The organism is Marinobacter sp. B-12 (assembly GCF_056857915.1).
The window spans coordinates 1-24,032 of the sequence record NZ_JBSXOB010000064.1; the positions used below are offsets into that span (position 1 = coordinate 1).

Consider the following 24,032-nt stretch of genomic DNA (forward strand, 5'->3'; position numbering starts at 1 on the left):
TAGCCTTGATCCAGCACCAGGCTGGCTGCTTCCTGTTTGAACTCAGGAGAAAAAGAACGTCGCTTTCTGGTCATCAGACACCTCGTTTATGGTGGCGATATTACCACCTACGTTGGTGTCCGGAATCATTGAACCACTACATGTGCGATCTGTTGTTGTCTGGGCAGAAGGCAGGTGGAAGGCTCTACGCAAGACTTTCAGTTGATTGGGAGTATACAGGTCGACGGCCTTGAGCAGTTTGTCAGGCAGCCTCTTACTTTGTGTCCAAACTGGTTTTCTTGACGATCGGTGCAAAGGTCAAAATTTTGAGCTCTCGAAATATCGACCTAAAGCCGTGGACACACCGTGGACACAATTTGGACACAGGCTCAATTTCGTATGCCAGACAGGGCAATTTCAAAAACAGGGCAGAGGTCATTAACTGGTTCGAAGCTTGAGCGATTGCAGTTTCGCGAAACAACTATAGCAGATAGGATTGAGGAGTGTAACGTGTTGAATTGCCATGAAAATGGCCCGCCCGTCAGGATTCGAACCTGAGACCTCCGCCTCCGGAGGGCGGCGCTCTATCCAGCTGAGCTACGGGCGGTCTTCAACAAAGTTGGCATGTTTGACCGTTGCCTTCGGTTCCGGATTTTTTCAGTGACCCTTGCCTCCGGAGGGCAACGCTCTATCCAGCTGAGCTACGGGCGGATTAAACTTTGTTCGAGAGGTTGAGAGGCCATGCTTCGCATGACTCAGCTGTACTGTCTCGCTTCGCTCCCAGCATAAAAGCTACGGGCGGATGAAATCCAACGCTTTGGCGTCAATTTCGAGTGCGCAATCTTACGTGTGATGGGGGGCTCTGTCCAGTCCTGTTGGTATTGATATATGCAGCGGCAAGCTTTCGATTAACCGCTCTTCGCCCTTGGATTTTTGGGGTAGTAACGCTCCGGCAGACGTTCGATATGAGGGAAGAAGCGGGTGTCCTTGTAGGGCATTTTCATAAAGCCCGAGACACCCAAGCCAGTGATTTGATTCACAGCGGACAGTATCTCGCCCAGCAGGTGGCTGAATTCACTCTCCCGGTCCGGGTCCAGCAGGCGGTAATGGCTGTGGATCTTGAGGTGGCGGGGCAGGGCTTCGAAGATGATCATGCCGGTGTGATGGATGTCGTTGAGGGATTCCAGCGCGGTGATGATGGTTTGCGGTAGTACCAGGAATTCTTCCGGGTCGGGGCCGTCTTCAAAGTAGGAGTGCACCCGGGATTCGTCTTCCACTTCCGGCGCGGCGCTGACTTCGTATTTCAATTCCATGCCGGGTTCAGGCGCGAAAGGCTGGTCGGGTTCGGCACGGTCGATGTGCAGGGTGTTACGGGCGTTGAACAGGCAGCTCTTGAAAATCCCCTGTCGGTAGATGGCCTGGGCGAGGTAGACCATGTTGTTGACGGCGCGGATGAAGGCGGTTTTCAGGCTGGGGTCGTGGAGGTTCAGGGAGGTGTCGATATACACGCCATCAGTTTCCCAGCGCACGGCAAGCCCACCTTCGACAGGGTATCGCCCCAGCCGGCTGACGGCGGCCAGGAAGGCTTTTTCGGTTTCGCCCATGCCTTGCATGAAATTTTTATAGTAGCGGTCCAGCTGCACATCGTTCACATCATTGAGGGTTTCCGGCGCGCCTTCCTGGCGCAGGAAAGACTTCCGGGAGCTGTAGACGACGGTGTCGATTTCGTGGTCTGAGGGCCGGGTCCACACCGGGACCATGGGGGCCAGCAGTGGTTCCTTGAGATCGATCATCACCGTGCGTGCCATTCGCGGCATTTCGTTCAGGTAGTGGTCACCGGCTTTTCTGCGCATTTGTGGGTCCGGGGATAGCATGCCGTCGAGCATGCGGGCGAACTCCATGGGCAGCCCGAGGGACGCTGCGGGAATGGCCTGATGGCCAAACCGGCACGATTGACCGGATGCCAGCGCATACAATGTGCCCGCTGCACCCTGTTCATCAAAGCGGGGGGAAGACAGCCCACCGTTCAGTTGTTCATCGCCGATGAAGTAGACATCCCCGAGCCGGGCATTGGTCTGTTGCAGGTTGTCTGACATCAGTTCCATCACGTTGGTGGTGAGGAACTGCTGGTTGGCATCAAGCTGGGCGAACACCGACGAACCCCAGTCGATCAGGGCGATGTTCTCGGTGCTGGCATCGAACACCAGATTCGACGGTTTGATGTCTCCGTGCACGATGGGGCGCCCCGAGGGGCCGTTCTCTCGGCGCAGGTTGCGCAGGATATCGGCAATCTGGTCGGCAATCCGCATGACCAGTCGGGGCTTCAGCCGGCCCTCCCGCAGGGACACCTCTTCCAGGTTCAGGCCCGCCGCACGCTCCATTACCAGGATGGGCTGGTTGTGGGCCCGTTGATAGGCAACCAGGCGAGGAACCCTTGGATGCCGAACCTGCTCGAGGATGTAGGCTTCATCCTCCAGGCGGTCCTGCAGGTGTTGGGGAAGGTTGATGCGGGTGAATTTGAAGACGTGTTCGGGGCTGGTGCTGTCCTGGTGTGGCAGGCGGCCGGCGAATACAAAGCCGTAGGCGCCTTTACCGATCAGTTCGATGTCCTGGTAGCCCAGTTGGCGAAGCTGGGCGGCGCAGAGCGCCACCCAGTCCTTGAGCTTCTTGGCATCGTCATGGCTGAGCAGATAGATCGACTGCTCTTCAGGGATGTAGAACTGCTGCAGTTGCGTCTTCTGCGCCATGATGCTCCGTCAGCCCAGATGCAGCAGCATCGACTGCGGCGATTCCAGGTAGCCTTTCCAGCGATTGCAGAAGCGCGCAATGGTGCCGCCATCGATGATGCGGTGGTCGCCTGCCCAGCTCACGGTCATGATGGCCCGCTCCACCACCTGGCCATTGCTGTCAAAGCGCGGCAGTTTCTGGGTGCGGCCAAGGGCCACAATCGCCACTTCCGGAGGGTTGATGATGGGTGCGGCGTAGGTGCCACCCAAAGCGCCAATGTTGGAAATGGTGATGGTGCCGCCCTTGAGATCTTCCTGGCTGACACGACCCGAGCGAGCTGCCTCGGTCAGGCGTGCGACTTCGTCGGCAATGCCCAGCAGGGTCAGGTCTTCCACGCCCTTGATATTGGGAACCATCAGCCCGGCCTTGCCGTCCACGGCCATGCCGATATTGCACTGTGGCTGGTAGTGGATCTCGGTGACATCATCGTTGAGGCGGCTGTTGAGCACCGGGTATTCCTGCACTGCCAGGGCCATGGCCTTCATAAAGAAGGGCATCAGCGTGAGCCTTGACCCGCTGGCTTCGGCCTCTGGTTTTAGCTGTTCCCGTAGTTTGAGCAGGTCGGTGACATCAATGTCCTCACTGTAGATGAAGTGCGGAATGGTGGTCGCCGACGTCACCATGCTGCGTGCCATGGCGGCTTTCATGCCGCGAATTGGCTCAACGCGCACTTCCTGTTCCCGGGATGGCCGGCGGCGCTCACCGCCTGAGCTTGCCGGTTGCGGCTCGCCGGTGCTGTCCCGTGCTGGTGAGGTTGTGGCGGGTTTGTCGAGATGAGCCAGTACGTCGGCTTTCAGTACCCGGCCATCCTTGCCGGAACCGGTGATGTCCGCCAGGTCCAGGTCGTGTTCGCGAACAATCCGGCGGACAGCCGGGCTGGCCGGCGTCCGCGGTTGGTTGCGGGATACGACGGGTTGCGCGGTGGTCGGCGTTGGTTTCGATTCTGCTTCCGGGGTTGCTTGTGACGTTTTCCTGGCCTGAGCCGGCTCGTCACGCTCACGGGGAACGAACGCAAACAGCGGTGAATGCACCCGCGCCATTTCCTGCTGCTTATGGTAAAGCTTCGTGACACGGCCGGCCTCGGGGGCGGTGATCTCCACCATGGCCTTGTCGGTCATGACGTCCACCACCGGCTGGTCTTCTTCGATTTCGTCGCCCTCGGCCACGCGCCATTCCACCACTTCGCATTCGACGATGCCTTCGCCGATGTCCGGAAGGATGAAGTCCTCCGTTGGGTCATTGCCATCGGCTTCGCCGGAGCTGGCTTGTGCCTGGGTTGCCGGCGTTTCTTTGGCGGTTTCCGTGGCTTTGGGCTCAGGCGTTGAATCTTCCTGGCTGTCGCCGCCTTCCTCCACCAGTTCAAACAGTGGGGCGTGCACTTTCGCGATGTCCCCTTCCTTGTGATAGAGGCGTGTTACCTTGCCTTTATAGGGCGCCGGGATTTCCACCAACGCCTTGTCGGTCATGACCTCGGCCACTGGCTGGTCTTCTTCGATGATGTCACCTTCGCTGACCAGCCATTTAACCAGTTCGCACTCCACGATACCTTCGCCGATATCGGGCAGTATAAAATCACTCATGATTGCTCTCCTGTCCTGATATCAACCTAGAAATCCACGCTCGATCTGATGGCCTCGTAGACCTTCAGGTGATTGGGCAGGTGCTCTTTTTCCAGCACCAGCGGGAAGGGGGTGTCCATCCCGGTCACGCGAGCGATCGGGGATTCCAGGTACAGGAAGCAACGCTCCTGTATGGTCGCCGCGATTTCAGCGGCAAAACCACCGGTCAGTGGCGCTTCGTGGGTGACCACCAGGCGCCCGGTCTTGAGCACGGATTTGGCCACGGTTTCCACATCCCAGGGCAGGATGGTTCTCAGGTCAATGACCTCACAGGAAATGCCCTCTTTCTCCGCCCTTTCGACGGCGTGCTCAATCACTTCCATCTGCGCACCCCAGCCCAGCACGGTGATGTCGGTGCCTTCCTTGATCACTTCGGCTTCGCCCAGCGGCAGCCGGTAATCTTCGTCGGGCACTTCCCCGACCGAGGCGCGGTAGAGGCGCTTGGGTTCGAAGAACAGGGTCGGGTTGGGATCGTGGATGGCGCCCAGTAGCAGGCCCTTGGCTTGGTGCGGGTTGCGTGGCACCACGATCTTCAGGCCCGGGGTGTGGGCAAAGTAGGCTTCCGGTGACTGTGAGTGATAAAGACCGCCGGCGATGCCGCCGCCGTAGGGCGCACGAATCGTCAGCCCACCGACATCGAACAGGCTGCCCGAGCGGTAGCGGAACTTGGCCGACTCGTTCACGATCTGGTCGAAGGCCGGGAAAATGTAATCGGCAAACTGAATCTCGGCTACGGGCACAGAGCCCTGTGCGGCCAGGCCGTTGGCAAAGCCGACGATACCCTGCTCGACCAGGGGCGTGTTGAAACAGCGGGCCTTGCCGTATTTCTGTTGCAGGTTGCTGGTGGCGCGGAACACACCACCGAAAATGCCCACGTCTTCACCGAAACACAGCACCCGCTCGTTAGCGGCCATGGCAGTGTCGAGGGCGTTGTTGATGGCCTGGAGCATATTCATCTGGGGCATCTCACGCACCTCCCTTTGCTTGTTCTGCGGTTTTCGGGTATTCGTCCGGATGCCGGCGGATGTGCGCCTTGAGTTTGTCGAACTGCTCGGCCAGGCCCGGTGGTACTTCGTCGTAGACGTCGCTCACCAGGGTATCGAGCGCGGGTGGCGGCCGCTTTTGTGCCCGTTTCATGGTTTCGAGCACTTCCCGGCGCATGTTTTCCTGCAGTTGCTTCTCATCGTCCTCGCCCCACCACTTCTTGCGTTCGAGCCAGAGGCGCATGCGCAGGATTGGGTCTTTCTCGCGCCATACCGCTTCCTCGTCTTTGCTGCGGTAGCCGGAGGGGTCGTCAGAGGAGGAATGCGCTGCCAAGCGGTAAGTCATGGTTTCAATCAAAACTGGCCGGTTGTGTTCCACCGCCAGCTTGCGGGCCTCTTTGGTGGCCTCATGCACGGCCAGGATGTCGTTGCCATCGACACGGATCACGTCCATCTTGTAGCCATAGGCCCTGGGTGCCACGCCGTCTGCGGCAAACTGCTCGGCGGCAGGGGTGGAAATGGCGTAGCCGTTGTTCCGACACAGGAAAATAACCGGAACGCGGTGGACGGCGGCCATGTTCAGGGCGGCATGGAAGTCCCCTTCGGAGGCGGCACCTTCACCGAAGTAGGTGATGGTGCAATGGCCTTCGCCCGCCAGCTTCTGACCGTAGGCGTAGCCCGTGGCCTGGGGGATCTGTGTGGCCAATGGCGACGAGATGGTCATGTAGTTCAGCTTGCGGGAACCGTAATGAACCGGCATCTGGCGACCTTTGCCGTAGTCCAGTTCGTTGCCGAACAGCTGGTTCATGAACTCATCGATGGAGAAGCCGCGATAGGTCAGTGCGCCCTGTTCACGGTACTGAGCCATGATCATGTCGGCGTCATCCAGTGCGGCGGTACTGCCGATCACCGCGGCTTCCTCGCCGGTGCACTGCATGTAAAAGCTCAGGCGCCCCTGCCGTTGGGCCGCGAGCATACGTTCGTCGAGAATCCGGGTGGTGACCATCGCCCGGTAGATGCGCAGGGCTTTGTCTTTGTCGAGCTCAGGAGCCTTGGCGCCTTTGTAGAGCGAGCCGTCCTGCTTGAGTAACTTGAAGGTGGGAATTCGGAACTCCGCACCGTCGGTAAAAACCGGGTTATAAACAACTTTGGATTTTGTTGTTGTCATAATCCTCTTCCTGGGGTAGTGGCCTGAGGAACAAAACACCCCTTGTGAGGGTGTCGATGCTTGCTTTGAGTATAGCCAAACTGACGGAACCTGGTGCGGCCCGGGTCAATAGCGGCTAAAGTTTACCTTAACGTAAACTGGATCGTTCTGGTAGACCCCGGCGGGGGATTTTTTACTCAGGGTAGAGCGGGTCGGGTGTCACACTGACGAGCGTGTCGTCATTGCCAATATTGACGGTGCCGTCCTGGACGGTGCATTGCAGGTTCATGCCACGCTCAGCCAGGGCAGCCAGCGACTCGGTGTCGTCTGCAGGCAGGTCGATGATGGTGAGGTTGTCGAAGCGAGTCAGCTTGCCCTGATGTTTTTCCCACCACAGCGGCACGGCGCGGCCACCGTAGGTGTAGAGAATCACTTTATCGGCGCGGTTGCAGGCCTTGCGCAGGCGGCTCTCGTCGGGCAGGCCGAGCTCAATCCACAGTTCGATCTCGTCGCTCAGGCTTTTTTGCCACAGATCCGGCTCGTCGTCCGTGCTGATCCCTTTGGTGAATTCCAGGTTCTCACTGGCGTTCAGTATGAAAGCCAGCAGGCGTATCATCATGCGTTCGTCGGTTTCCGAGGGATGACGGGCGATGGTGAGGTGGTGGTCACCGTAATAGTGCCGGTCCATATCCGCGATGTTCAGTGTTGCTTTAAAGATGGTTGCCTTGAGCGCCATGGGGTATCCGAACTGGTGTCAAACTTTGGGTATGGGCTAGTGTAGAGCAATTCGTTACTTGATGAGCATGACAATATGTCGATGTTGCGGGGTTTCCTGACTCTGGTTTTATGCTTCATGCTTGGCGAAGCCTTGCGACTGGTTTTCCTGATTCCGGTCAGTGGCGGTGTGCTGGGCATGATTCTGATGACGATAACGCTGATGTTGAAGGGCAGTGTCAGTGACGATCTGGCAACGGCGAGCCAGGGGCTGATTTCGGTGCTGGTGCTGCTGATCATGCCAGGCGTGGTGGGTGTGTTCTTCTCTGCGGACCAGTTCAGCGGGCAGTGGCTGGCGGTGGCGGGGGCGCTGTTGGTTGGCACCTTTTTGAGTGTACTGACCACACTGCTGCTGATGGCGTCGCTGGTCAGGGCAGGGCAGCGGAGAGCGTCGGATGACTGACCTCCCGGAGCGTTTTCTCGCACTTCCCAATACCCTGTCTGCGAGCCCGATACTGGCGATTGGGTTAACCCTGGGCGCGTTCTTTGCGGGCAACTGGCTTTTCCGGCGGATGGGACGCCCGCTTTGGCTGCCTCCGGTGGTGCTTTCCGCCTTCCTGCTGTCGGCCACCATCGCGCTACTGTCTCTCGATTACAACCGGTATCAGCAGGGCGCTCAGTGGCTGATGCTGCTGCTCGGGCCAGCCACCGTCGCGCTGGGCATACCGCTGTACCAGCAAATGCACCACGTGCGGGCGTTGTGGCGTCCGATTCTGTGCACCCTGCCAGTGGCGGCCACCCTGGCGGCCGTGTATGCGGTCGTGATCGCCTGGGCCCTGGGGGCGACGCCTCTGGTGCTGGCGTCCCTGGCGCCGAAGTCGGTGACCGCACCCATTGCCATCGGTATTACCGAACAACTGGGCGGTTCGGTGCCCCTGATGATGGGCGGACTGCTGGTGACCGGTGTTGTCGCAACGCTCTTTGTCGACCTGCTTTCCAGGGTGTTGTCGATCACCGATGACCGCATTCTGGGTTTTGCGCTCGGGCTGAACGGCCATGCGGTGGGAACGGCACGAGCGTTCGAGATCAGTCGCACAGCTGGTGCGTTTGCCTCGCTGGGAATGGGGCTCACGGGGGTGTTCACCGCGCTGATTCTTCCGCTGGCGTTCCGTCTTTGGTGAGCGCCCCAAGCAGGGTCATTCACGTCACGAATAACGCCAAGTCGCAATTTCGATTGCTGTTCGGGTTTTCCACGACTAGTTTTTAGCGCAGACATCTGGCGAGGAATTGCGCCGATGTGCCGCAAAAACTCTTAAAACAGCGACGGAAAACGCGATGAAAACACTACTGACTGCTTTTGTTGGTTCCATGGCCCTGGCAACCGCCCCGATGGCGATGTCTGCCGAGGCGAACAAGGAACTGAAAATGGCGTACGACGCCGATCCTGTAAGCCTGGATATTCACGAACAGCTCTCCGGCGGCATGTTGCAGTTAAGCCACATGACCTTTGATCCCCTAATCCGCTGGACCAAGGACCTCGGCTTCGAGCCGCGCCTGGCAAAAAGCTGGGAGCGTATTGATGAGAACACCATGCGCTTCGAGCTGCGTGAAGGTGTGAACTTTCACTCTGGCAACGAGCTGACCGCCAAAGACGTCAAATTCACCTTTGACCGCCTGAAGCAGAGCCAGGACTACAAAGCGATCTTCAAACCGTTCAGCGAACTCAAGGTCATTGACGACTACACCTTTGAGCTGGTGACCACCGAGCCATACCCGCTGCTGCTGAACACCGCTACTTACATCTTCCCGCTGGACAGCGAGTTCTACACTGGTAAGACCGAAAGCGGAAAAGACAAGAGCGCCATCACCAAGCACGGCAACTCTTTTGCTTCCGAGAATCTGTCCGGCACTGGCCCTTACGTCATTACCGGTCGTCAGCAGGGCGTGCGTGTCGAATTTGAGCGCTTTGACGATTACTGGGATACCGAATCCCCAGGGAACGTCGGCAAGATCGTGCTGACTCCGATCAAGGAAAATAACACCCGTGTTTCTGCGCTGCTGTCTGGTGGTGTGGATTTCATTGCGCCGGTGCCGCCCACGGATTTGGAGCGAATCCGTCGTGACAAAAACTCTGACCTGGTCACAATGAGCGGTACCCGCATCATCCTGTTCCACATGAACCAGGACCGGGTGGAAGCGTTCAAGAACCCGAAAGTGCGCGAGGCCATTGCCTATGCCATCAATCAGGAAGGCATCGCTGCCAAGATCATGAAGGGCTTCGCCACCCCGGCCGCTCAGATGTCTCCGGACGGTTACCAGGGCCACAACGACTCCCTGGCGCCCCGGTTTGATGTCGAAAAAGCCCAGCAATTGATGAAGGAAGCCGGTTACGAAGACGGTTTCACCATCTCCATGATGGCGCCGAATAACCGTTACGTGAATGACGACAAGATCGCCCAGGCGGTGGCCGCCATGCTGGCGCGCATCAATATCAAGGTGGATCTGAAGACGCTGCCGAAAGCTCAATACTGGCCGGAGTACGACGCCCGCGCCGCTGACATGATGATGATCGGCTGGCACGCAGACACCGAGGACTCCGCCAACTTCTTCGAGTTCCTGACCTTCTGCCCCGATGCGGAGAGCGGTGACGGCCAGTACAACGCCGGCAACTACTGCAACCCGGACATCGACGAGCTGGTCAATAAAGCCAACGTAGAGACGGATCTGGACAAGCGCACCGCCATGCTGAAAGAGGTGGAGCAGCGCCTGTACCACGATGCCGCGTTCGTTCCTCTGCATTGGCAGGACCTGGCCTGGGCCAGCAAGAAGAATGTGAAGATCGAGCCGATCCTCAATGTGATGAACTTCCCGTACCTGGGCGACCTGGTCGTGGAGTAACAGCCTTTATGGGCGGGCCGGCTTCGGAACAGCCTGGAGCCGGCCTTTTGTTTGCAGCTTGACCTGGAATTTTTCATGTTAGCGTTTTTGGTTCAGCGGATTTCCCAGGCCGTACTGGTCATGTTCGTGATCAGTGTGATTGCTTTCGCCATTCAGGATGGCCTGGGCGACCCGCTTCAACAGATGGTGGGCATGTCCGTCTCGCAGGATGAGCGGGAAGCGATCCGTGAAGAAATGGGACTGAATGACCCATTGGTTGTGCAATACGTCCGATTCGCCGGTAACGCCCTGCAGGGCGACCTGGGTATTTCCTATTTTTACGGAAAACCCACCATGGACGTCATCCTCGAGCACTTGCCTGCCACCCTGGAGCTGGTAATCGGGGCCAGTCTGATTATCGTCATTTTCTCGGTGCCCATCGGGGTGTTCGCCGCGATTCGGCCTCAGGCCTGGCTGTCAAAATTCTTCATGGGGGTCAGTACCGTCGGGATTTCCATCCCGGTATTCCTGACCGCCATCGTACTGATTCAGATTTTCTCTATCGGTGTCACCGTTGACTGGTTCCCGCAGGATGCTGGTTGGGGGCAGTGGCTGAACGCCGCCCTATCCACCGAAGGCGGTTTGCCGTCCTACGGCCGGGGCGATGACCTGACGCCGCTGTTCGGCACCTGGGAATCGGGGTTTTTCTCCCAAGGCGGCATCCTTCATCTGATCCTGCCGTCGGTGTCGCTGGCGTCCATCATGCTGCCGCTGTTCATTCGCCTGATCCGTGCGGAAATGATGGAAGTGCTACAAAGCGACTACATCCGCTACGCCCGGGCCAAGGGCCTGAGCTCTTCCCGGGTCTATTTCCTGCACGCGCTCAAGAACACCATGCTGCCGGTGATTACCGTGGGCGGTGTGCAGATCGGCATCATGGTGGCCTACACCATCCTCACGGAAACCGTGTTCCAGTGGCCCGGTGTCGGGCTGATGTTCCTGGAGGCCATCACCCGCAGCGATATTCCCCTGATCGTGGCGTACCTGATGGTGGTAGGTCTGATCTTCGTGATTACCAATACCGTGGTGGATCTGATCTACGGTCTGGTGAATCCCACCGTAAAACTAACAGGTAAGAAAGCATGACGACGGCGACTCTTTCACGCTGGGATCGCTTTCGCGAGTCCTTCCTCTGGTACAGCTTCAAGCGCGACAAGGTGGCGATTGCCAGTTTTATCGTACTGGTGTCTATGGTGCTGGCCGCCATCTTTGCGCCTTTGCTGGCGCCGGCCGACCCCTACGACCTGGCGCAGATTAATATCATGAACTCCGAGCTGCCGCCGGTCGGCCTGGATGGCTCCGATCCGGCCTTCCCGCTGGGCACCGACGCCCAGGGCAGGGATCTGCTCTCTACCATTCTGTACGGCACCCGAGTGTCGCTGCTGATCGGGTTTGGCGCGGTTGTTCTGCAAGCGGCGCTGGGCATCCTGTTTGGCCTGCTGGCGGGCTATCTGGGCGGTCGGGTCGACTCCATTCTGATGCGGATTGCCGATGTGCAACTGTCGTTTTCCACCCTGATGGTCGCGATCATCGTCGGTGCCGTGTTCAAGGCCAGTTTCGGCAACCTGATGTTTGGCGAGATTGCTATCTACATGCTGATCTTTATCATCGGTGTTTCGGAATGGCCCCAGATTGCCCGCACGGTGCGGGCCTCGGTGCTGGCGGAGAAGAAAAAGGAATACGTGGATGCGGCGAAGGTGATGGGGTTTCGCACCCGCCGGATCATGTTTCGCCACATTCTGCCCAATACCCTGTCACCGATTTTCGTCATTGCCACGGTACAGATCGCCAATGCGATCATTTCCGAGGCGGCGTTGTCGTTCCTCGGTCTTGGCATGCCGGAAACCCAGCCGTCGCTGGGCTCGCTGATCAAATCCGGTTTTGACTACATCCAGAGTGGCTCCTGGTGGATCACCCTGATCCCCGGCCTGGTGCTGGTGGTGCTCGTACTGGTCATCAACCTGTTAGGTGACTGGCTGCGGGATGTCATGAACCCACGGCTGTACAAGGGGTAACGCCATGCCATTACTGGAAGTAAACGATCTTGTTGCCCGCTTCGCCGTGCGAGGTGGGGACCTTACCGCCCTGCGAGGCATCAGTTTCAGTCTCGACAAGGGCGAGCGCCTGGGGCTGGTGGGGGAATCCGGCGCGGGTAAATCCGTGGCGGCTTTCTCCATTCTCAACCTGATTGCCCGGCCCGGTTTTATCGCCTCTGGACAGATCCTGTTCGAGGGCAAGGACCTGGCAGCGATGAGCGAGCGGGAGCTGCGCAAGATTCGCGGCAACCGCATCGCCATGATTTTCCAGGACCCGATGATGACCCTGAACCCGGTGCTGACCATTGGCACCCAGATGGTGGAAGCGCTCAAGGCACACCGCCGGATCAGCACCAGGGCGGCCCGGGATATCGCCCTGACCAAACTACGCAAGGTGCAGATTCCGTCGCCGGACAAGCGCCTGGATCAATACCCCCATGAACTGTCTGGCGGCATGCGCCAGCGCGTTATCATCGCCATCGCATTGCTGCTGGACCCGGAAATCATCATCGCGGATGAGCCGACGACGGCCCTGGATGTGACGATTCAGGCTGAGATCATGGCGTTGCTGTTGGAGCTGTGCGAGCAGGACAACGTGGCGCTGATGCTGATCACTCACGATCTCGGTGTGGTGTCTCAGGTCACCCAGCGCATGCTGGTGATGTATTCCGGCCGAATCATTGAGCAAGGGCCCACCCGCGAAATCATCAATGATGCCCAGCATCCCTATACCCAGGGGCTGATCAACGCGCTGCCCCAGATGGGTGAGCCCGGCGAGCGGCTGTTCCAGATCCCCGGCTCGATGCCGTCGCTGAAGAACGTGCCCACAGGCTGCCCCTTCCATCCGCGCTGTGCCTTCGCCACCGATCAGTGCACTCGCCTGATGCCCGAGTATGTCCGCTCGGGTAACGTGGACGTGGCCTGTTACGAAGTCAGCAACCTTATTGAGCAGGAGAAACGCATGCAGGAGGTGGAATCGTGACCTCCCCGTCATCCACGCTGGTCGATATACGCGGCCTGGAGAAGAAGTTTGATCTTTCCGGTGGCCTGCTGGAGCAGATCTCATTCAAAGGCGGTCGTTTCCACCGCAAACAGGAAGCCGTGCATGCGATCAATGGCGTTGATCTGCAGGTCCAGAAAGGCGAAGCGTTGTGTGTTGTGGGTGAGTCCGGCTGTGGTAAATCGACCGTGGCCCGTACCGTTATGGGGTTGTTGTCTCCCAGCGCTGGTGAGATCCACTACGACGGCCAGCGTATCGACAATCTTGACGGTAAAGAGGTGCTGCCGTACCGCCGCAAGATGCAGATGATCTTCCAGAACCCCTACGCCTCGCTGAACCCGAGGATGACCATCCAGCAAACCCTGGAAGAGCCAATTCGCTTTCATCAGCCGGATGCCTCGGAGTCCCAGATCCGTGACAAGGTGCAGGATGTTATGGAGTCGGTGGGGATCGACCCGGACTGGGGTAGCCGTTTTGGTCATGAATTTTCCGGCGGTCAGCGCCAGCGCATTGCCATTGCCCGGGCGCTGGCGGTCGACCCCGAGTTCATCGTTGCGGACGAACCGATTTCGGCGCTGGACGTCTCTATTCAGGCGCAGGTGCTCAACCTGCTGATGGAAGCTCAGGAAAGCCGCAACCTGACCTATCTTTTTATTACTCATGATCTGGCCGTGGTAGAGCATTTTGGTACCCGGGTCGCGGTCATGTACCTTGGCCGGGTATGCGAGTTGGCAGATACCAGAACGCTGTTCAATACCCCGAGGCATCCATATACCCAGGCGTTGCTGTCGGCTATTCCAAAGCTGGAGGACGACCGGCCCAACCATATCCGGTTACAGGGCGAGGTTCCGACACCGGTGCAGTTGCCGTCAGGTTGCGTCTTCCATGGTCGCTGCCCGTATGCCGACGACCGATGCCGGCAGGAAATACCTCAGTTGATAGCGACGGATGGCGGCGCCCAGGTTGCGTGTCATGCGGTGGAGGAAGGGCGGCTATAGCCAGTTCCCCACGATGGGCTATGATGCCTGACAACCATTCCCGACGCTGGTAACACCATGGAAATACGCTGGCTTGAAGACTTCATGGCGCTGGCCCGAACGCGTCATTTCTCACGTGCCGCTGAACTGCAGCATGTGAGCCAGCCGACGTTCAGCCGCCGCATCAAGCTTCTCGAGGAAGCCATGGGGGCAACACTGATCAACCGCCAGACACTGCCGCTGTCTTTGACTCCGGCAGGGGAGGCGTTTGTTGAGCTGTGCGAGCGCGTAACGCGGGACGTTCGTGAAACCAAAGACCGGATCAGTGACATGGAGTCCGAGGCGTCTGCCCGGATCAGCGTGGGGTCAACCCAGGGGCTGTTTTCGCATTTCTATCAGGGGTGGGCACAGCAGGAGGGATTGGCTGAGCGGCTGCAGCTGAACCTGAAAGCCACCAGCTGGGTGGGAGAGCAGTTTCTGGATGCGCTGGATAATGGCGAATGTGACCTGGTGTTGTGCTACTGGCACGAGGATCTGCCCTGGAAAGATCATCTGAGCGAGGACCACTACGAGTGGGTGACGCTGGCCAGGGAGTTTCTGGTGCCTGTAAGTGTGGCCGATGAAAACGGGCAACCACGATTTGCGCTGCCGGGCACGCCAGAGCAGCCCGTCCCGCTGATTGCCTATCACTCCCGGGGGTTTCTGCAGTCTGCCATTGAGGGCCACCTGAACAGGCGCAAGCTGCCAGCCAACCTGTTGCCACTGAATGAAAATACCCAGTCGGCCAGTATCAAGGCGCTGGTAAAACAGGGCTTTGGCATGGGGTGGCTGCCGCAACGAATGACGGAAAAGAGCGAGCGTTTTGGCAGCCTCACCCGGGCCGGGGACAAGCGTTGCGACGTGCCATTGGAGATCCGTTTGATCCGCCTGCGTGAGCCCCGTTCCGACGATCTGTTAACCCTCTGGAAAAAACTGGAAAACAAGCATGTCTGACACCGAGTTACTGTCACTGCAGACGGATCATATCCGCACGCTTCAGCAGCGTTACGAACAGGCTATCGCCGAGCAGGGCTATGACGGTCTGCTGATCAGTTCCGGTGCTGCCCCCGTGCGTTACGGTGACGACCAGGGGTGGCATTTTCAGGGTTTTGGCCCCTTCCTGCACTGGACCGGGCTGACCGGGCAGGAACACAGCTGGTTACTTGTTCGGCCCGGGCAAAAGCCGATACTCAGCCTTTATCAGCCCGTGGACTTCTGGCATGCCACCCCGGAGTTGCCGGACGAGCCCTGGCTGCAGTCGATGGAGGTATGTTTCAGCGATCGTCGGGAACCGCCCGTTATGGACTTCAACGGCCGGCTTGCCGTTGTGGGCGATCCGTCCCAGTTGTCCGGGGTTGATGGTGAGCATAATCCGGAGGGCCTGTTGTCCGCTCTGGACGAAACCCGGGTGCATAAGACCCCTTATGAAATAGCCTGCCTGGCCCGTGCCAACCTCATTGCCATGCAGGGCCACCGGGCGGCCCGGGAGACGTTTCTGGACGGAGGCAGTGAGTTTGAAATAAACCTGGCCTACCAGCAGGCGACTGGGCAACGTGAAGCCCAGGCGCCGTACCATAGTATCATCGGCGTGAATGAACACGCCGGCACCCTGCATTACCAGTACTATGACACCGAAGCGCCTGTGCGCCCCCGCAGCCTTCTTATAGACGCCGGTGTGCGTTTCCGCGGTTACTGTTCCGACATTACCCGCACCACGCCCGGGGCAGGGGAAAGGCGTTTCGCCGCGTTGATTCAGGGGTTGGAGCAATTGCAGCAGCGGCTATGCGGAATGGTTGCACCTGGCGTGGATTATGTGGCGATCCATCGCAAGACCCACCAAGGCATTGCGGCTCTGTTGAATGCCGCCGGAGTCGTTCAGGGGGTGGACGACGAAACCCTGGTGGAGCAGGGCGTTACCCGGGCGTTTTTCCCGCACGGTATTGGCCATTTCCTGGGAGTTCAGGTGCATGACGTCGCTGGCAAGAAAGCGTCGTCGCCATCAGACGCCCCATTCCTGCGCCTGACCAGGACCCTGGAGGCAGGCATGGTCGTAACCATCGAACCGGGGTTCTATATCATTCCTTCATTGCTGGACCCGGTATTGAACGGTCCACTTGGCAAGAATTTTAATCGTTCAGCGATTGATGAGTTGCGAGGCTGCGGTGGTATCCGCATTGAGGATAATGTCGTTGTCACACCCGATGGAGCCCGGAACCTGACCCGTGAGGCGGACGGTTAAAAAGATTTTGCACAAAAATCGCTCTTTGGGCTTGCAAAGCCGCATGCAAATGACAATAATTATCACTAGCTTTGTTATCGTTAGTGAGATGATCCTATGTACGTATGCCTTTGCCATGGTGTGACAGACCGAGAAATCCGTGAAGCCGCCGACAATGGCGTCAGTTCCATGCGTCAGCTTGGCAAGGAGCTCGGTGTTGGCACGCAATGTGGTCGCTGTGCCTGCACAGCACGGGAAATTCTCCGCGAAAGCCGAACTCCAGACTACCTGGCCATGGCTGACATGTTAGCCCAGCCCGCCTGAAGGACAGGTTTGATGGAGCGGAATCCGTTCTTGCCTGCATCTGATTCCTAAATGTGATTTTTTCTCCCCGTGTGAAAGACTATCCTTGTAAGGATCGCACACTCACGAAAGGAGATCCGTCATGAAAGGCGACAAGAAAGTCATCCAGTTCCTGAATAAAGTGCTCGCCAACGAGCTGACCGCCATCAACCAGTACTTCCTCCATTCCCGCATGTACAAAGACTGGGGCATCACCAAACTGGCGGAAAAGGAATACGAAGAGTCCATCGATGAAATGAAGCATGCGGATCTGCTGATCGAACGCATCCTGTTTCTGGAAGGGCTGCCTAATCTCCAGGATCTCAATAAGCTGCTGATCGGTGAAAACGTCGAAGAAATGCTTTCCTGCGACCTCAAGCTGGAGATGATTGCCCATCAGGATCTGAAAGATGCGGTTGTTCATTGTGAGCAGGTGAAGGACTACACCAGTCGTGAACTGTTCCGTGGCATTCTCGACAGCGAAGAAGAGCACATTGACTGGCTTGAAACCCAGCTCGACATGATCGGCAAGATGGGCATCCAGAACTACATCCAGCTTCAATCGTCCGCCGCGGAGTAAACATCAGTGACAATGGATCTGTCCTGCTTTAAAGCCTATGACCTTCGCGGCCGGGTGCCGGATCAGCTTAATCCGACACTGGCCGAGCGCATCGGTCGCGCGTATGTGGAAGTGACCGGCGCCAAGCGGGTCATCGTCGGCTACGACATTCGATTGTCCAGCCGAGACATCGCCGACGCCCTCTGCTCCGGCCTGATGGCCGCCGGAGCCGACGTTTTCGACATTGGCCTGTGTGGTACCGAGCTGGTCTACTTCGCCACCAGCCATTACAAAATGGACGGCGGCATCATGGTCACCGCCAGCCACAATCCGCGGGATCACAATGGCATGAAGATGGTGGGGCCGGACTCGCGCCCTATCAGTTCCGACAACGGCCTGAATGATATCCGCGACCGTGTGCTTGAGCCTTTCGGCGATGCCCCGGAACAGGGACGGTATGAGCCGCTGGAAGTAGTGACCGCCTATATCGATCACCTGTTGGGTTACATAACGACAGGATCGCTCAAGCCCAAAACCATCGTGGTCAACGCCGGCAACGGCGGGGCAGGGTTGATGATCGACGAGCTGGAGCAACACCTGCCGTTCGATTTCATCAAAGTGCACCACCAGGCCGACGGTCATTTCCCCAATGGCGTCCCCAACCCCATTCTGGAAGAAAACCGCGCCGCCACCGCGGATGCGGTTGTTGAGTACGGTGCTGCCATGGGCATTGCCTGGGACGGCGACTACGATCGCTGCTTCTTCTTCGACGAAAACGGCCGCTTTATCGAGGGCTATTACATTGTCGGCCTGCTGGCAGACCAGTTCCTCCGAAAAACCGGCGGTGGCAAAGTCATCCACGACCCAAGACTGACCTGGAACACCATCGACCTGGTCAACGCGGCTGGCGGCAAAGCCATCGAAAGCAAAACCGGCCACGCCTTCATCAAGCAACGCATGCGCGACGAAGATGCGGTCTACGGCGGCGAAATGAGCGCCCACCACTACTTCCGCGACTTCGCCTACTGCGACAGCGGCATGATTCCCTGGTTGCTTGTCGCCGAACGCCTGTGCCAGTCCGGCCAGACCCTGTCCTCCCTGATAGACGCACGCATCGAGGCCTATCCGGCCAGCGGCGAAATCAACCGCACCATCGATGATCCCCCCAAGGTCATTGCCGCTATCGAGGCCAAATACAGCCCCGGCGCCAAAAGTGTCAGCCACGTCGACGGCGCCAGCATCGAATTCGACGACTGGCGGTTCAACCTCCGCATGTCCAACACTGAACCGGTTGTGCGCCTGAACGTGGAATCCCGTGGTGATATTTCGTTGATGAAGGAAAAGACCGCAGAGTTATTGGCAGAAATGGAGCGTTTGAACAAGTAAGGCTGCCATAGAAGTATGGGGCCAATCAGGCGGATAGTAAGGCCAGAAACTGTGCGGAGCCATGGATGGCGGAGCCCAAGCGTACAGGGACGTATTTACAGCGTGTTTCTGGCCTTACTATCCGCCTGATTGGTCTTGCACGAGTGCCCAAGCATCACATGGATGTGCCGCAAGGAGCGTGTTTCTGAACAGATATCGCCCCAACCGGCCTTGCGCCAAAAGTCACAAATAACTCAAAGCCAGTCGTTCAACATAACCCCGATACCAATCCGCTGAATCCGCTCATTGTAATCAATCAGACTCTCACCATAGCCATTGTAATAGTGGATATACCCCTTGATCGTATCCCCCATCGGAAAGCTGTAACCCAGCTCCACAGACGTCTTGTTGTCTGACCGCAAGTTGTTCATCAGCTTCAGCGACAGCGTCCGATCCTCACTCCACTTGTAGATTGCCATATAGTTCGCGTAACCCAGATAGCGCTCAATATCTTCATTGTCGTCCTCGCTGTCATCCTCCGGCAGTCGATACCAGGGCTGAAGGATGAACAGCCAGCGATCATAGCTGTACGCCGCCGACCCCACGATCCGGTTCCAACTGCGGGAGCGGGGTTCCGACTGACCATTGGACTCATGATTAAAGCCCAGCGTGACACCGTTCAGCCTGCCAGGCCCCAGATCATAATTGGTCGCATAGCGCACAAAGATCTCCGGCTCATAATTGGTTTCCCGGAACGGCGCTGAGTCATCCGTGTTATACACCTGCCAGAACGATTTCTGGGTGTAACCGAACCATAGTGTCGTACGCTGATCCAGCCAACCGGTCAGCAAGGGTACCTTGAAACTGATCTGGTACTTCGCCTCCTGATTATCGATGCCATAGTCGTAGTCGGCTGCGCCGAGTCTCGGATTCGTGGGGTTACGATTGGCATTCTTCATGTAGCTGAACGGCAGGATGTACATCGGCCGATGGCCAACAAAGCTGCCTGAGAACGAAAAAATAGCCTTCTCGGCCGCCATATAACGGCTCAGGATCGCCGACATCACGCCGGTGTCTTCGCCTTCCTTCCTCTGAGCAGTGTTTTTGACACCCTCAAAAGTGGCATCACCATCTTCTGCGCTGGTCGCGTCCCTGTACTGCAGTGCTTCTGTTGATTTGTCGATGGCTTCCAGGCTGTCGTCAGAGGCACCGTTTCGAGCCGTGGCGGGATCATTGATCGCGTCATAGCACGCCAGGCGCTGTACGCCATCCTTGATCAGGGCGCACTCCTCCGACTTCACCCCCTCAAAATTCCGATCATCGGGGGGCTCGTCCTGCGCGCTGACCGTGCCGGGAAGGAACAGGTTAAGAGACAACAGCAAGCCAGAAAACCCCAAAAGTTCATAGCGGCGAACGACAGGCATGGTCCAGTCCTTATGCGTTGGAAACACTGATCCAGGTATTGGCGACGCCGTAAGCCCATACGCCGAGCAGCGTCATCACCAGCAGGGAAAAAACGATTTTGTGCCGGGGTTTGCGTTCCGCAGCCGCTGCAACCACCCAGCGCAGGTACATCAGCCCGATAAAGCTGATGAATACCGCCAGGCTCGCGGCGGCGGGGATCAACAACCACACAGGGCTCAGTGCAGCGCCCTCTGCCGCACGGCTGGAAAACCAGCCCATGGACGCCAGCAGTACGGCTACCGCCGTAAACTCGGTGATCAGTAATGGCTTGCGCCACGGGTGTGGCTGGTTGGTATCAGGCATACATTCTAACCCTCGGTATCTGTTTGGTGCATGGTACCCGGAAAGTGCTTTCGGAGCCCTCTGACTTACGAAATGGCAACGAAAATTGATTGAAATCGGGGGTTCATTTTGCAGTTTGGTTTTTTTGGCTTGCCGCAGTCGCTATAATGCGGGCACTAACGATTATAACGCCCAATTGTGAGGTGCATTGTGATGATGAAGAGAGTCCTGGCTGCCGTATTGCTTGGTTTCGGCCTGACCGCAGGTGCCGTAATGGCCAATGTTGAAGATGAAATTCGTGCTCGCATTGCCCCGGTTGGCGAAGTGTGCGTTCAGGGTGAAGACTGCGGGCAGGCAGCCGCTCCAACTGCAAGCGCAAGCTCGGGCCCCCGTTCTGGAAGTGACGTTTACGATGCAGCCTGTACCGCCTGCCACAGCACTGGCGCGGCAGGCGCTCCCAAGAAGGGCGACACAGCCGCATGGTCACCCCGTATTGAAAAAGGACTGGACACACTGGTCAACCACGCGATCAACGGCTTCAATGCCATGCCGGCCAAGGGCGGTTGTTCCGGGTGCTCTGATGAGGAAATCGAGAGCGCCGTCAAACACATGGTTGAGGCCAGCCAGTAGCAACTGTATTCCTGACTACGGTCGGTAGACCAAAAAAGCCCCCGATAATACGGGGGCTTTTTTGGTGGTTAGCGGAATTTTCGCCCGTTAGTGAATGGGCGTATAGGTCAGTTCCCCTTCGATGCGATCAGTGCCGCGCTTGGTCGTTGTCACTGCAATTGACCAGGTTTTGGGCCCGTCTGCGCTGTCGCTGTCATGCAGAACGTTGAGCCGGGAGTCCAGCCAGCCGAAAGCGCCGGATTGAGACATCGTCACCCAGGACGTCTGGCTCGTTTCCGTTGACTGGTTTGGTAGCGCTTTCCAGCTCGGGCTGTCGGTATTAACGGTGACTTCGGTTCGGGTAAATCGTATAAACGCCTCTCCGTCCGTGCCTAATACGGTCAGAGGTTCTTCACCTTTGTATCGAAGCAATATGCCTGGACGCGGCGCATCCAGAATGATCGCACTGAGTCCGGGAATGTCGGGCTGATGTGCTATTCGGGCCTTTACGATGCCGTCCGGAACGTCCTTTGTCTCCGGTGCACCGTGGGCCCCTGCCAGCCCGGAGGCCGACAGGGACACCAGGCCGAACAACACCGGGGCCGCCAGGCGAGCTCCGATCTGTTCGATGTGTTTCATAAACAATTCTCCTGACGGTTACAGCAACTCGAGGGTTGACTCAATGATGCCACCGCTGGTGGTGGTGTCACTGGCCACCTGAGTGGGCGCCATGCAGGCGAGACTCTCATTCACCACAGTGATCGGTGCAGACACCGAGGGCACGCGGCCATCTGCGGTGTCCTTGCTGACGAACAGCATGTATTCGCCGGCGGGCACCACATTGTGGTTGTCGGGCATGGTCAGAGTCAGCTTGTTGCCAGGGCCCCGCTCCATGACCAGCTCAATGGTGCGCTGGTCACCGTCAATGACGTGGGTCATGACCGTGCGGCGAATCAGCAGTGCCTTGTCGATCTGATCCACCTGGTCGACCTTGATGTTGAATCGGTCGCCAATGGTCAGATTGCTGGGTGCACTTCTAATTGTGGGGCGGTCGTCCCGCATGGCGTAGGGTGGGGTGTAGATTTCGAAACTCGGATCGCGGCCGTCATAGGGTGCGAGTCCGAAATCCTGAAGATCCACGAACGTCAGGTAAGCGGTATTGATTGGTGAGTGGCCGGCAACCATAACGCGGCCGTCCTCCATCAGTACCGCAGTGTTGTGGTAGGTGCGGGCACGGTGGCCAGTAGCCATTTCCGTCCATTCTCCGGTTTCCGGGTTGAACCGCTCGGCGGTGCGGATCGGGCCTTCGAGGCCGGGCGCTACCACACCGTCGCGATTGCCGCCGCTGAACACCATCACGGTGCCGTCGGGCATCACAACGTTTGTGCCGTACCAGCGAGGCTGATTCAGTGGACCGGCCAAACGCGACTCGTAGCCGATTTCGTCGCCGTTGGTGGTGACGGTATCGATGCGGGTCTGGTCGGTGGGCAGGTAGCCGCCGGGGTTCGTCAGTACTGCATAACTGGGCACGCCGCCCGCGGTCAGCAGTTCCACTTCGTTGTAGTTACCGCTGGCATCTGGTTTCAGCGGCAACATGGTGGATGACGTGGAGCCCCGCATACCACCGGCGATCGCCATGCGCAGATCTTCTTCGGATACTCCAAGATCGGCCGCACTGGTCAGCAAATCCGTGGGCGAGTCGAGAACATCGCCAAGCAGTGAGCCGACCTGATCAAGAGACAGGTTGGTGATGTTCAGGGTGCTGCTCAACTGACCCAGCCCGGCTTCATCCAGTCTCAGTGGGAGACCTGCATAGCCAATGTCGTTCCAGCGCTGAGTATCCGGGTTGAAACTGGCAACGATGTTCCACAATGCCTGGTCGTAACCCTGGCCGAACGGGTTGAAGGCCTGGCCACCAGCGTTGTAGAAGATGTGTCCATTCGGCAGCAGGTGCATGCGTGGATAGAGCGGTAAGGAGCGATCAGCGGTAGACGGGTTCTGCGTCCAGGCGCCGGCGCAGGGGTCGTAGGTTTCTGTTTGCACCACGTTGCGTCCGCTGTTCAGTGGCTCATCCGGGTACACTGGCTTCAGCAGCTTGGTGACACCACTGGCGACGAAGACGTTGCCATTGCCCATGGTAACGAGCGACGGATACCAGCGACCGAAGGCCATATCGCCACTCTGGCTCCAGGTGTTCGTCTCTTCGTCGAAAATTCTGGAGTTCTTGATGCCCTCCAGTTCGGCAACCCCCAGAGGTAGGCCGTCAATGCCTGGCTCCGAATAGTAGTCCGTGCCGCCAACGGCCATCACGTTGCCATTGGCCAGCCCAATCACGTCAGAACAAAAAAGCGCACCGTCATTCTTGCTGGTGTTGTCGGCCGTATCGATCAGTCCATCCAGGTCCGTGCCGTTGAGCAGGGTTTCGCTGTCGTTACCGTTCGGGTTAGCGCCGGCATCCAGGGGTGTTGGTTTCAGCCAGGATGGGTTGTCGTTTTCGTCGAGGGACAAGACACGGGTCTGGTCGTTGACGGATACTTCGCCGAATTCGGCGACGATCGACAGCTCGACGTTTTCCGTGCCTTCAAGAGCATTCAGGTATAGCAGGCGTCCATCCTTGAGAAGCGCCATGGTACCGGCGGCAGGCTTGCATTCGTCCATGCCGTCACTTCGGGTGATGCATTTCTCATCGGTCTGAATCTCTTCTCCATCCACGATGATGGTGGGCTCGGCAAAGGGATCGCTGAATGCGCCCTTCTGTGCTGCAGATGTTTCGGTCTGCGTTGACGAATTATCTGCGGATCCGCCAAGAAGGTTGCCGAGAAGGCCAGCGTTGACGGGTGTCGACCCGGCAGCCACCAGCAGCAGTGAGCCGGTGACGGTCGACAATCGGTTGGATAGACGGGACATAATGTCCTCCTGATGTTGTTTTTGTGTACGTGGGGAACGGAGTCCCCTGGGCAGTTACGGATCAGGAG

General features: G+C 58.1%; 22 protein-coding genes and 1 tRNA gene. 13 read left to right on the plus strand and 10 right to left on the minus strand.

Annotation, left to right across the window (positions count from 1 at the left end; genetic code table 11):
• Positions 1–509: 509 nt before the first annotated feature.
• From AC13D2_RS18845 to AC13D2_RS18870, 6 genes are all read right to left on the minus strand, one after another.
• Positions 510–586 (minus strand) — tRNA-Arg (locus AC13D2_RS18845).
• 301 nt (positions 587–887) lie between these two features.
• Positions 888–2,726, minus strand: a complete 1,839-nt coding sequence (locus AC13D2_RS18850) for a protein kinase domain-containing protein (RefSeq protein WP_482939029.1) — start codon at positions 2,724–2,726, stop codon at positions 888–890.
• Positions 2,727–2,735: 9 nt separating this feature from the next.
• Positions 2,736–4,346, minus strand: coding sequence for a dihydrolipoyllysine-residue acetyltransferase (locus AC13D2_RS18855; RefSeq protein ID WP_482939030.1), 1,611 nt, complete (start codon positions 4,344–4,346; stop codon positions 2,736–2,738).
• A gap of 26 nt (positions 4,347–4,372) precedes the next feature.
• A complete protein-coding gene (locus AC13D2_RS18860; RefSeq protein WP_482939031.1) occupies positions 4,373–5,350 on the minus strand; it encodes an alpha-ketoacid dehydrogenase subunit beta in 978 nt (325 codons plus the stop codon).
• A 1-nt stretch (position 5,351) separates the two neighbouring features.
• Positions 5,352–6,536 (minus strand): thiamine pyrophosphate-dependent dehydrogenase E1 component subunit alpha, encoded by a 1,185-nt coding sequence (locus tag AC13D2_RS18865; protein WP_292047711.1) that lies wholly within the window; start codon positions 6,534–6,536, stop codon positions 5,352–5,354.
• 172 nt (positions 6,537–6,708) lie between these two features.
• Positions 6,709–7,251 carry a YaeQ family protein gene (locus tag AC13D2_RS18870; protein ID WP_482939032.1) on the minus strand — a complete coding sequence of 181 codons (543 nt, stop codon included), beginning with the start codon at positions 7,249–7,251 and terminating at the stop codon, positions 6,709–6,711.
• 75 nt (positions 7,252–7,326) lie between these two features.
• Here AC13D2_RS18870 and AC13D2_RS18875 point away from each other — a divergent pair, with 75 nt between their 5' ends.
• The 12 genes from AC13D2_RS18875 (at position 7,327) to AC13D2_RS18930 (ending at position 18,723) form a co-directional block, all read left to right on the plus strand.
• A complete protein-coding gene (locus AC13D2_RS18875) occupies positions 7,327–7,692 on the plus strand; it encodes a CidA/LrgA family protein (RefSeq protein ID WP_286811064.1) in 366 nt (121 codons plus the stop codon).
• Positions 7,685–8,410, plus strand: a complete 726-nt coding sequence (locus tag AC13D2_RS18880; RefSeq protein ID WP_286811065.1) for an LrgB family protein — start codon at positions 7,685–7,687, stop codon at positions 8,408–8,410. Before AC13D2_RS18875 ends, AC13D2_RS18880 begins: the two co-directional genes overlap by 8 nt.
• Before the next feature lie 154 nt (positions 8,411–8,564).
• Positions 8,565–10,127, plus strand: coding sequence for an ABC transporter substrate-binding protein (locus tag AC13D2_RS18885; RefSeq protein WP_292047704.1), 1,563 nt, complete (start codon positions 8,565–8,567; stop codon positions 10,125–10,127).
• 75 nt (positions 10,128–10,202) lie between these two features.
• Positions 10,203–11,252 (plus strand): ABC transporter permease, encoded by a 1,050-nt coding sequence (locus AC13D2_RS18890; protein WP_286811068.1) that lies wholly within the window; start codon positions 10,203–10,205, stop codon positions 11,250–11,252.
• On the plus strand, positions 11,249–12,181 hold the full coding sequence (locus AC13D2_RS18895) for an ABC transporter permease (RefSeq protein ID WP_286811069.1): 933 nt from the start codon (positions 11,249–11,251) through the stop codon (positions 12,179–12,181). The genes AC13D2_RS18890 and AC13D2_RS18895 overlap by 4 nt, the downstream gene beginning before the upstream one ends.
• 4 nt (positions 12,182–12,185) lie before the next feature.
• Positions 12,186–13,184, plus strand: a complete 999-nt coding sequence (locus AC13D2_RS18900) for an ABC transporter ATP-binding protein (protein WP_286811070.1) — start codon at positions 12,186–12,188, stop codon at positions 13,182–13,184.
• Positions 13,181–14,200 carry an ABC transporter ATP-binding protein gene (locus AC13D2_RS18905; protein ID WP_036202954.1) on the plus strand — a complete coding sequence of 340 codons (1,020 nt, stop codon included), beginning with the start codon at positions 13,181–13,183 and terminating at the stop codon, positions 14,198–14,200. The genes AC13D2_RS18900 and AC13D2_RS18905 overlap by 4 nt, the downstream gene beginning before the upstream one ends.
• 57 nt (positions 14,201–14,257) lie before the next feature.
• Complete coding sequence (locus tag AC13D2_RS18910) at positions 14,258–15,172, plus strand: LysR family transcriptional regulator (protein ID WP_286811072.1); 915 nt, start codon at positions 14,258–14,260, stop codon at positions 15,170–15,172.
• A complete protein-coding gene (gene pepQ, locus AC13D2_RS18915) occupies positions 15,165–16,457 on the plus strand; it encodes a Xaa-Pro dipeptidase (protein WP_482939033.1) in 1,293 nt (430 codons plus the stop codon). The genes AC13D2_RS18910 and pepQ overlap by 8 nt, the downstream gene beginning before the upstream one ends.
• Before the next feature lie 96 nt (positions 16,458–16,553).
• On the plus strand, positions 16,554–16,760 hold the full coding sequence (locus tag AC13D2_RS18920; protein WP_007153573.1) for a bacterioferritin-associated ferredoxin: 207 nt from the start codon (positions 16,554–16,556) through the stop codon (positions 16,758–16,760).
• Between the two features lie 121 nt (positions 16,761–16,881).
• Entirely contained in the window at positions 16,882–17,358 is a 477-nt protein-coding gene (gene bfr / locus AC13D2_RS18925) for a bacterioferritin (RefSeq protein ID WP_420390391.1), read from the plus strand.
• 12 nt (positions 17,359–17,370) lie between these two features.
• Complete coding sequence (locus AC13D2_RS18930) at positions 17,371–18,723, plus strand: phosphohexomutase domain-containing protein (protein WP_286811096.1); 1,353 nt, start codon at positions 17,371–17,373, stop codon at positions 18,721–18,723.
• Positions 18,724–18,956: 233 nt separating this feature from the next.
• Here the strand turns inward: AC13D2_RS18930 and AC13D2_RS18935 are convergent, their stop codons facing one another.
• Positions 18,957–20,126, minus strand: a complete 1,170-nt coding sequence (locus AC13D2_RS18935; RefSeq protein WP_482939034.1) for a phospholipase A — start codon at positions 20,124–20,126, stop codon at positions 18,957–18,959.
• A 10-nt stretch (positions 20,127–20,136) separates the two neighbouring features.
• Positions 20,137–20,469 (minus strand): hypothetical protein, encoded by a 333-nt coding sequence (locus AC13D2_RS18940; protein WP_420390393.1) that lies wholly within the window; start codon positions 20,467–20,469, stop codon positions 20,137–20,139.
• Positions 20,470–20,664: 195 nt separating this feature from the next.
• Between AC13D2_RS18940 and AC13D2_RS18945 the strand changes: the two genes are divergently transcribed.
• Positions 20,665–21,078 carry a c-type cytochrome gene (locus tag AC13D2_RS18945; RefSeq protein WP_300496226.1) on the plus strand — a complete coding sequence of 138 codons (414 nt, stop codon included), beginning with the start codon at positions 20,665–20,667 and terminating at the stop codon, positions 21,076–21,078.
• Between the two features lie 87 nt (positions 21,079–21,165).
• On the opposite strand, the gene AC13D2_RS18950 is transcribed toward AC13D2_RS18945, so the two are convergent.
• The gene (locus AC13D2_RS18950) at positions 21,166–21,696 is read right to left on the minus strand and encodes a hypothetical protein (protein WP_300499182.1); all 531 of its coding nucleotides are present in this window, start codon (positions 21,694–21,696) and stop codon (positions 21,166–21,168) included.
• 18 nt (positions 21,697–21,714) lie between these two features.
• On the minus strand, positions 21,715–23,964 hold the full coding sequence (locus AC13D2_RS18955) for a galactose oxidase early set domain-containing protein (RefSeq protein ID WP_482939035.1): 2,250 nt from the start codon (positions 23,962–23,964) through the stop codon (positions 21,715–21,717).
• Positions 23,965–24,032: the final 68 nt, after the last annotated feature.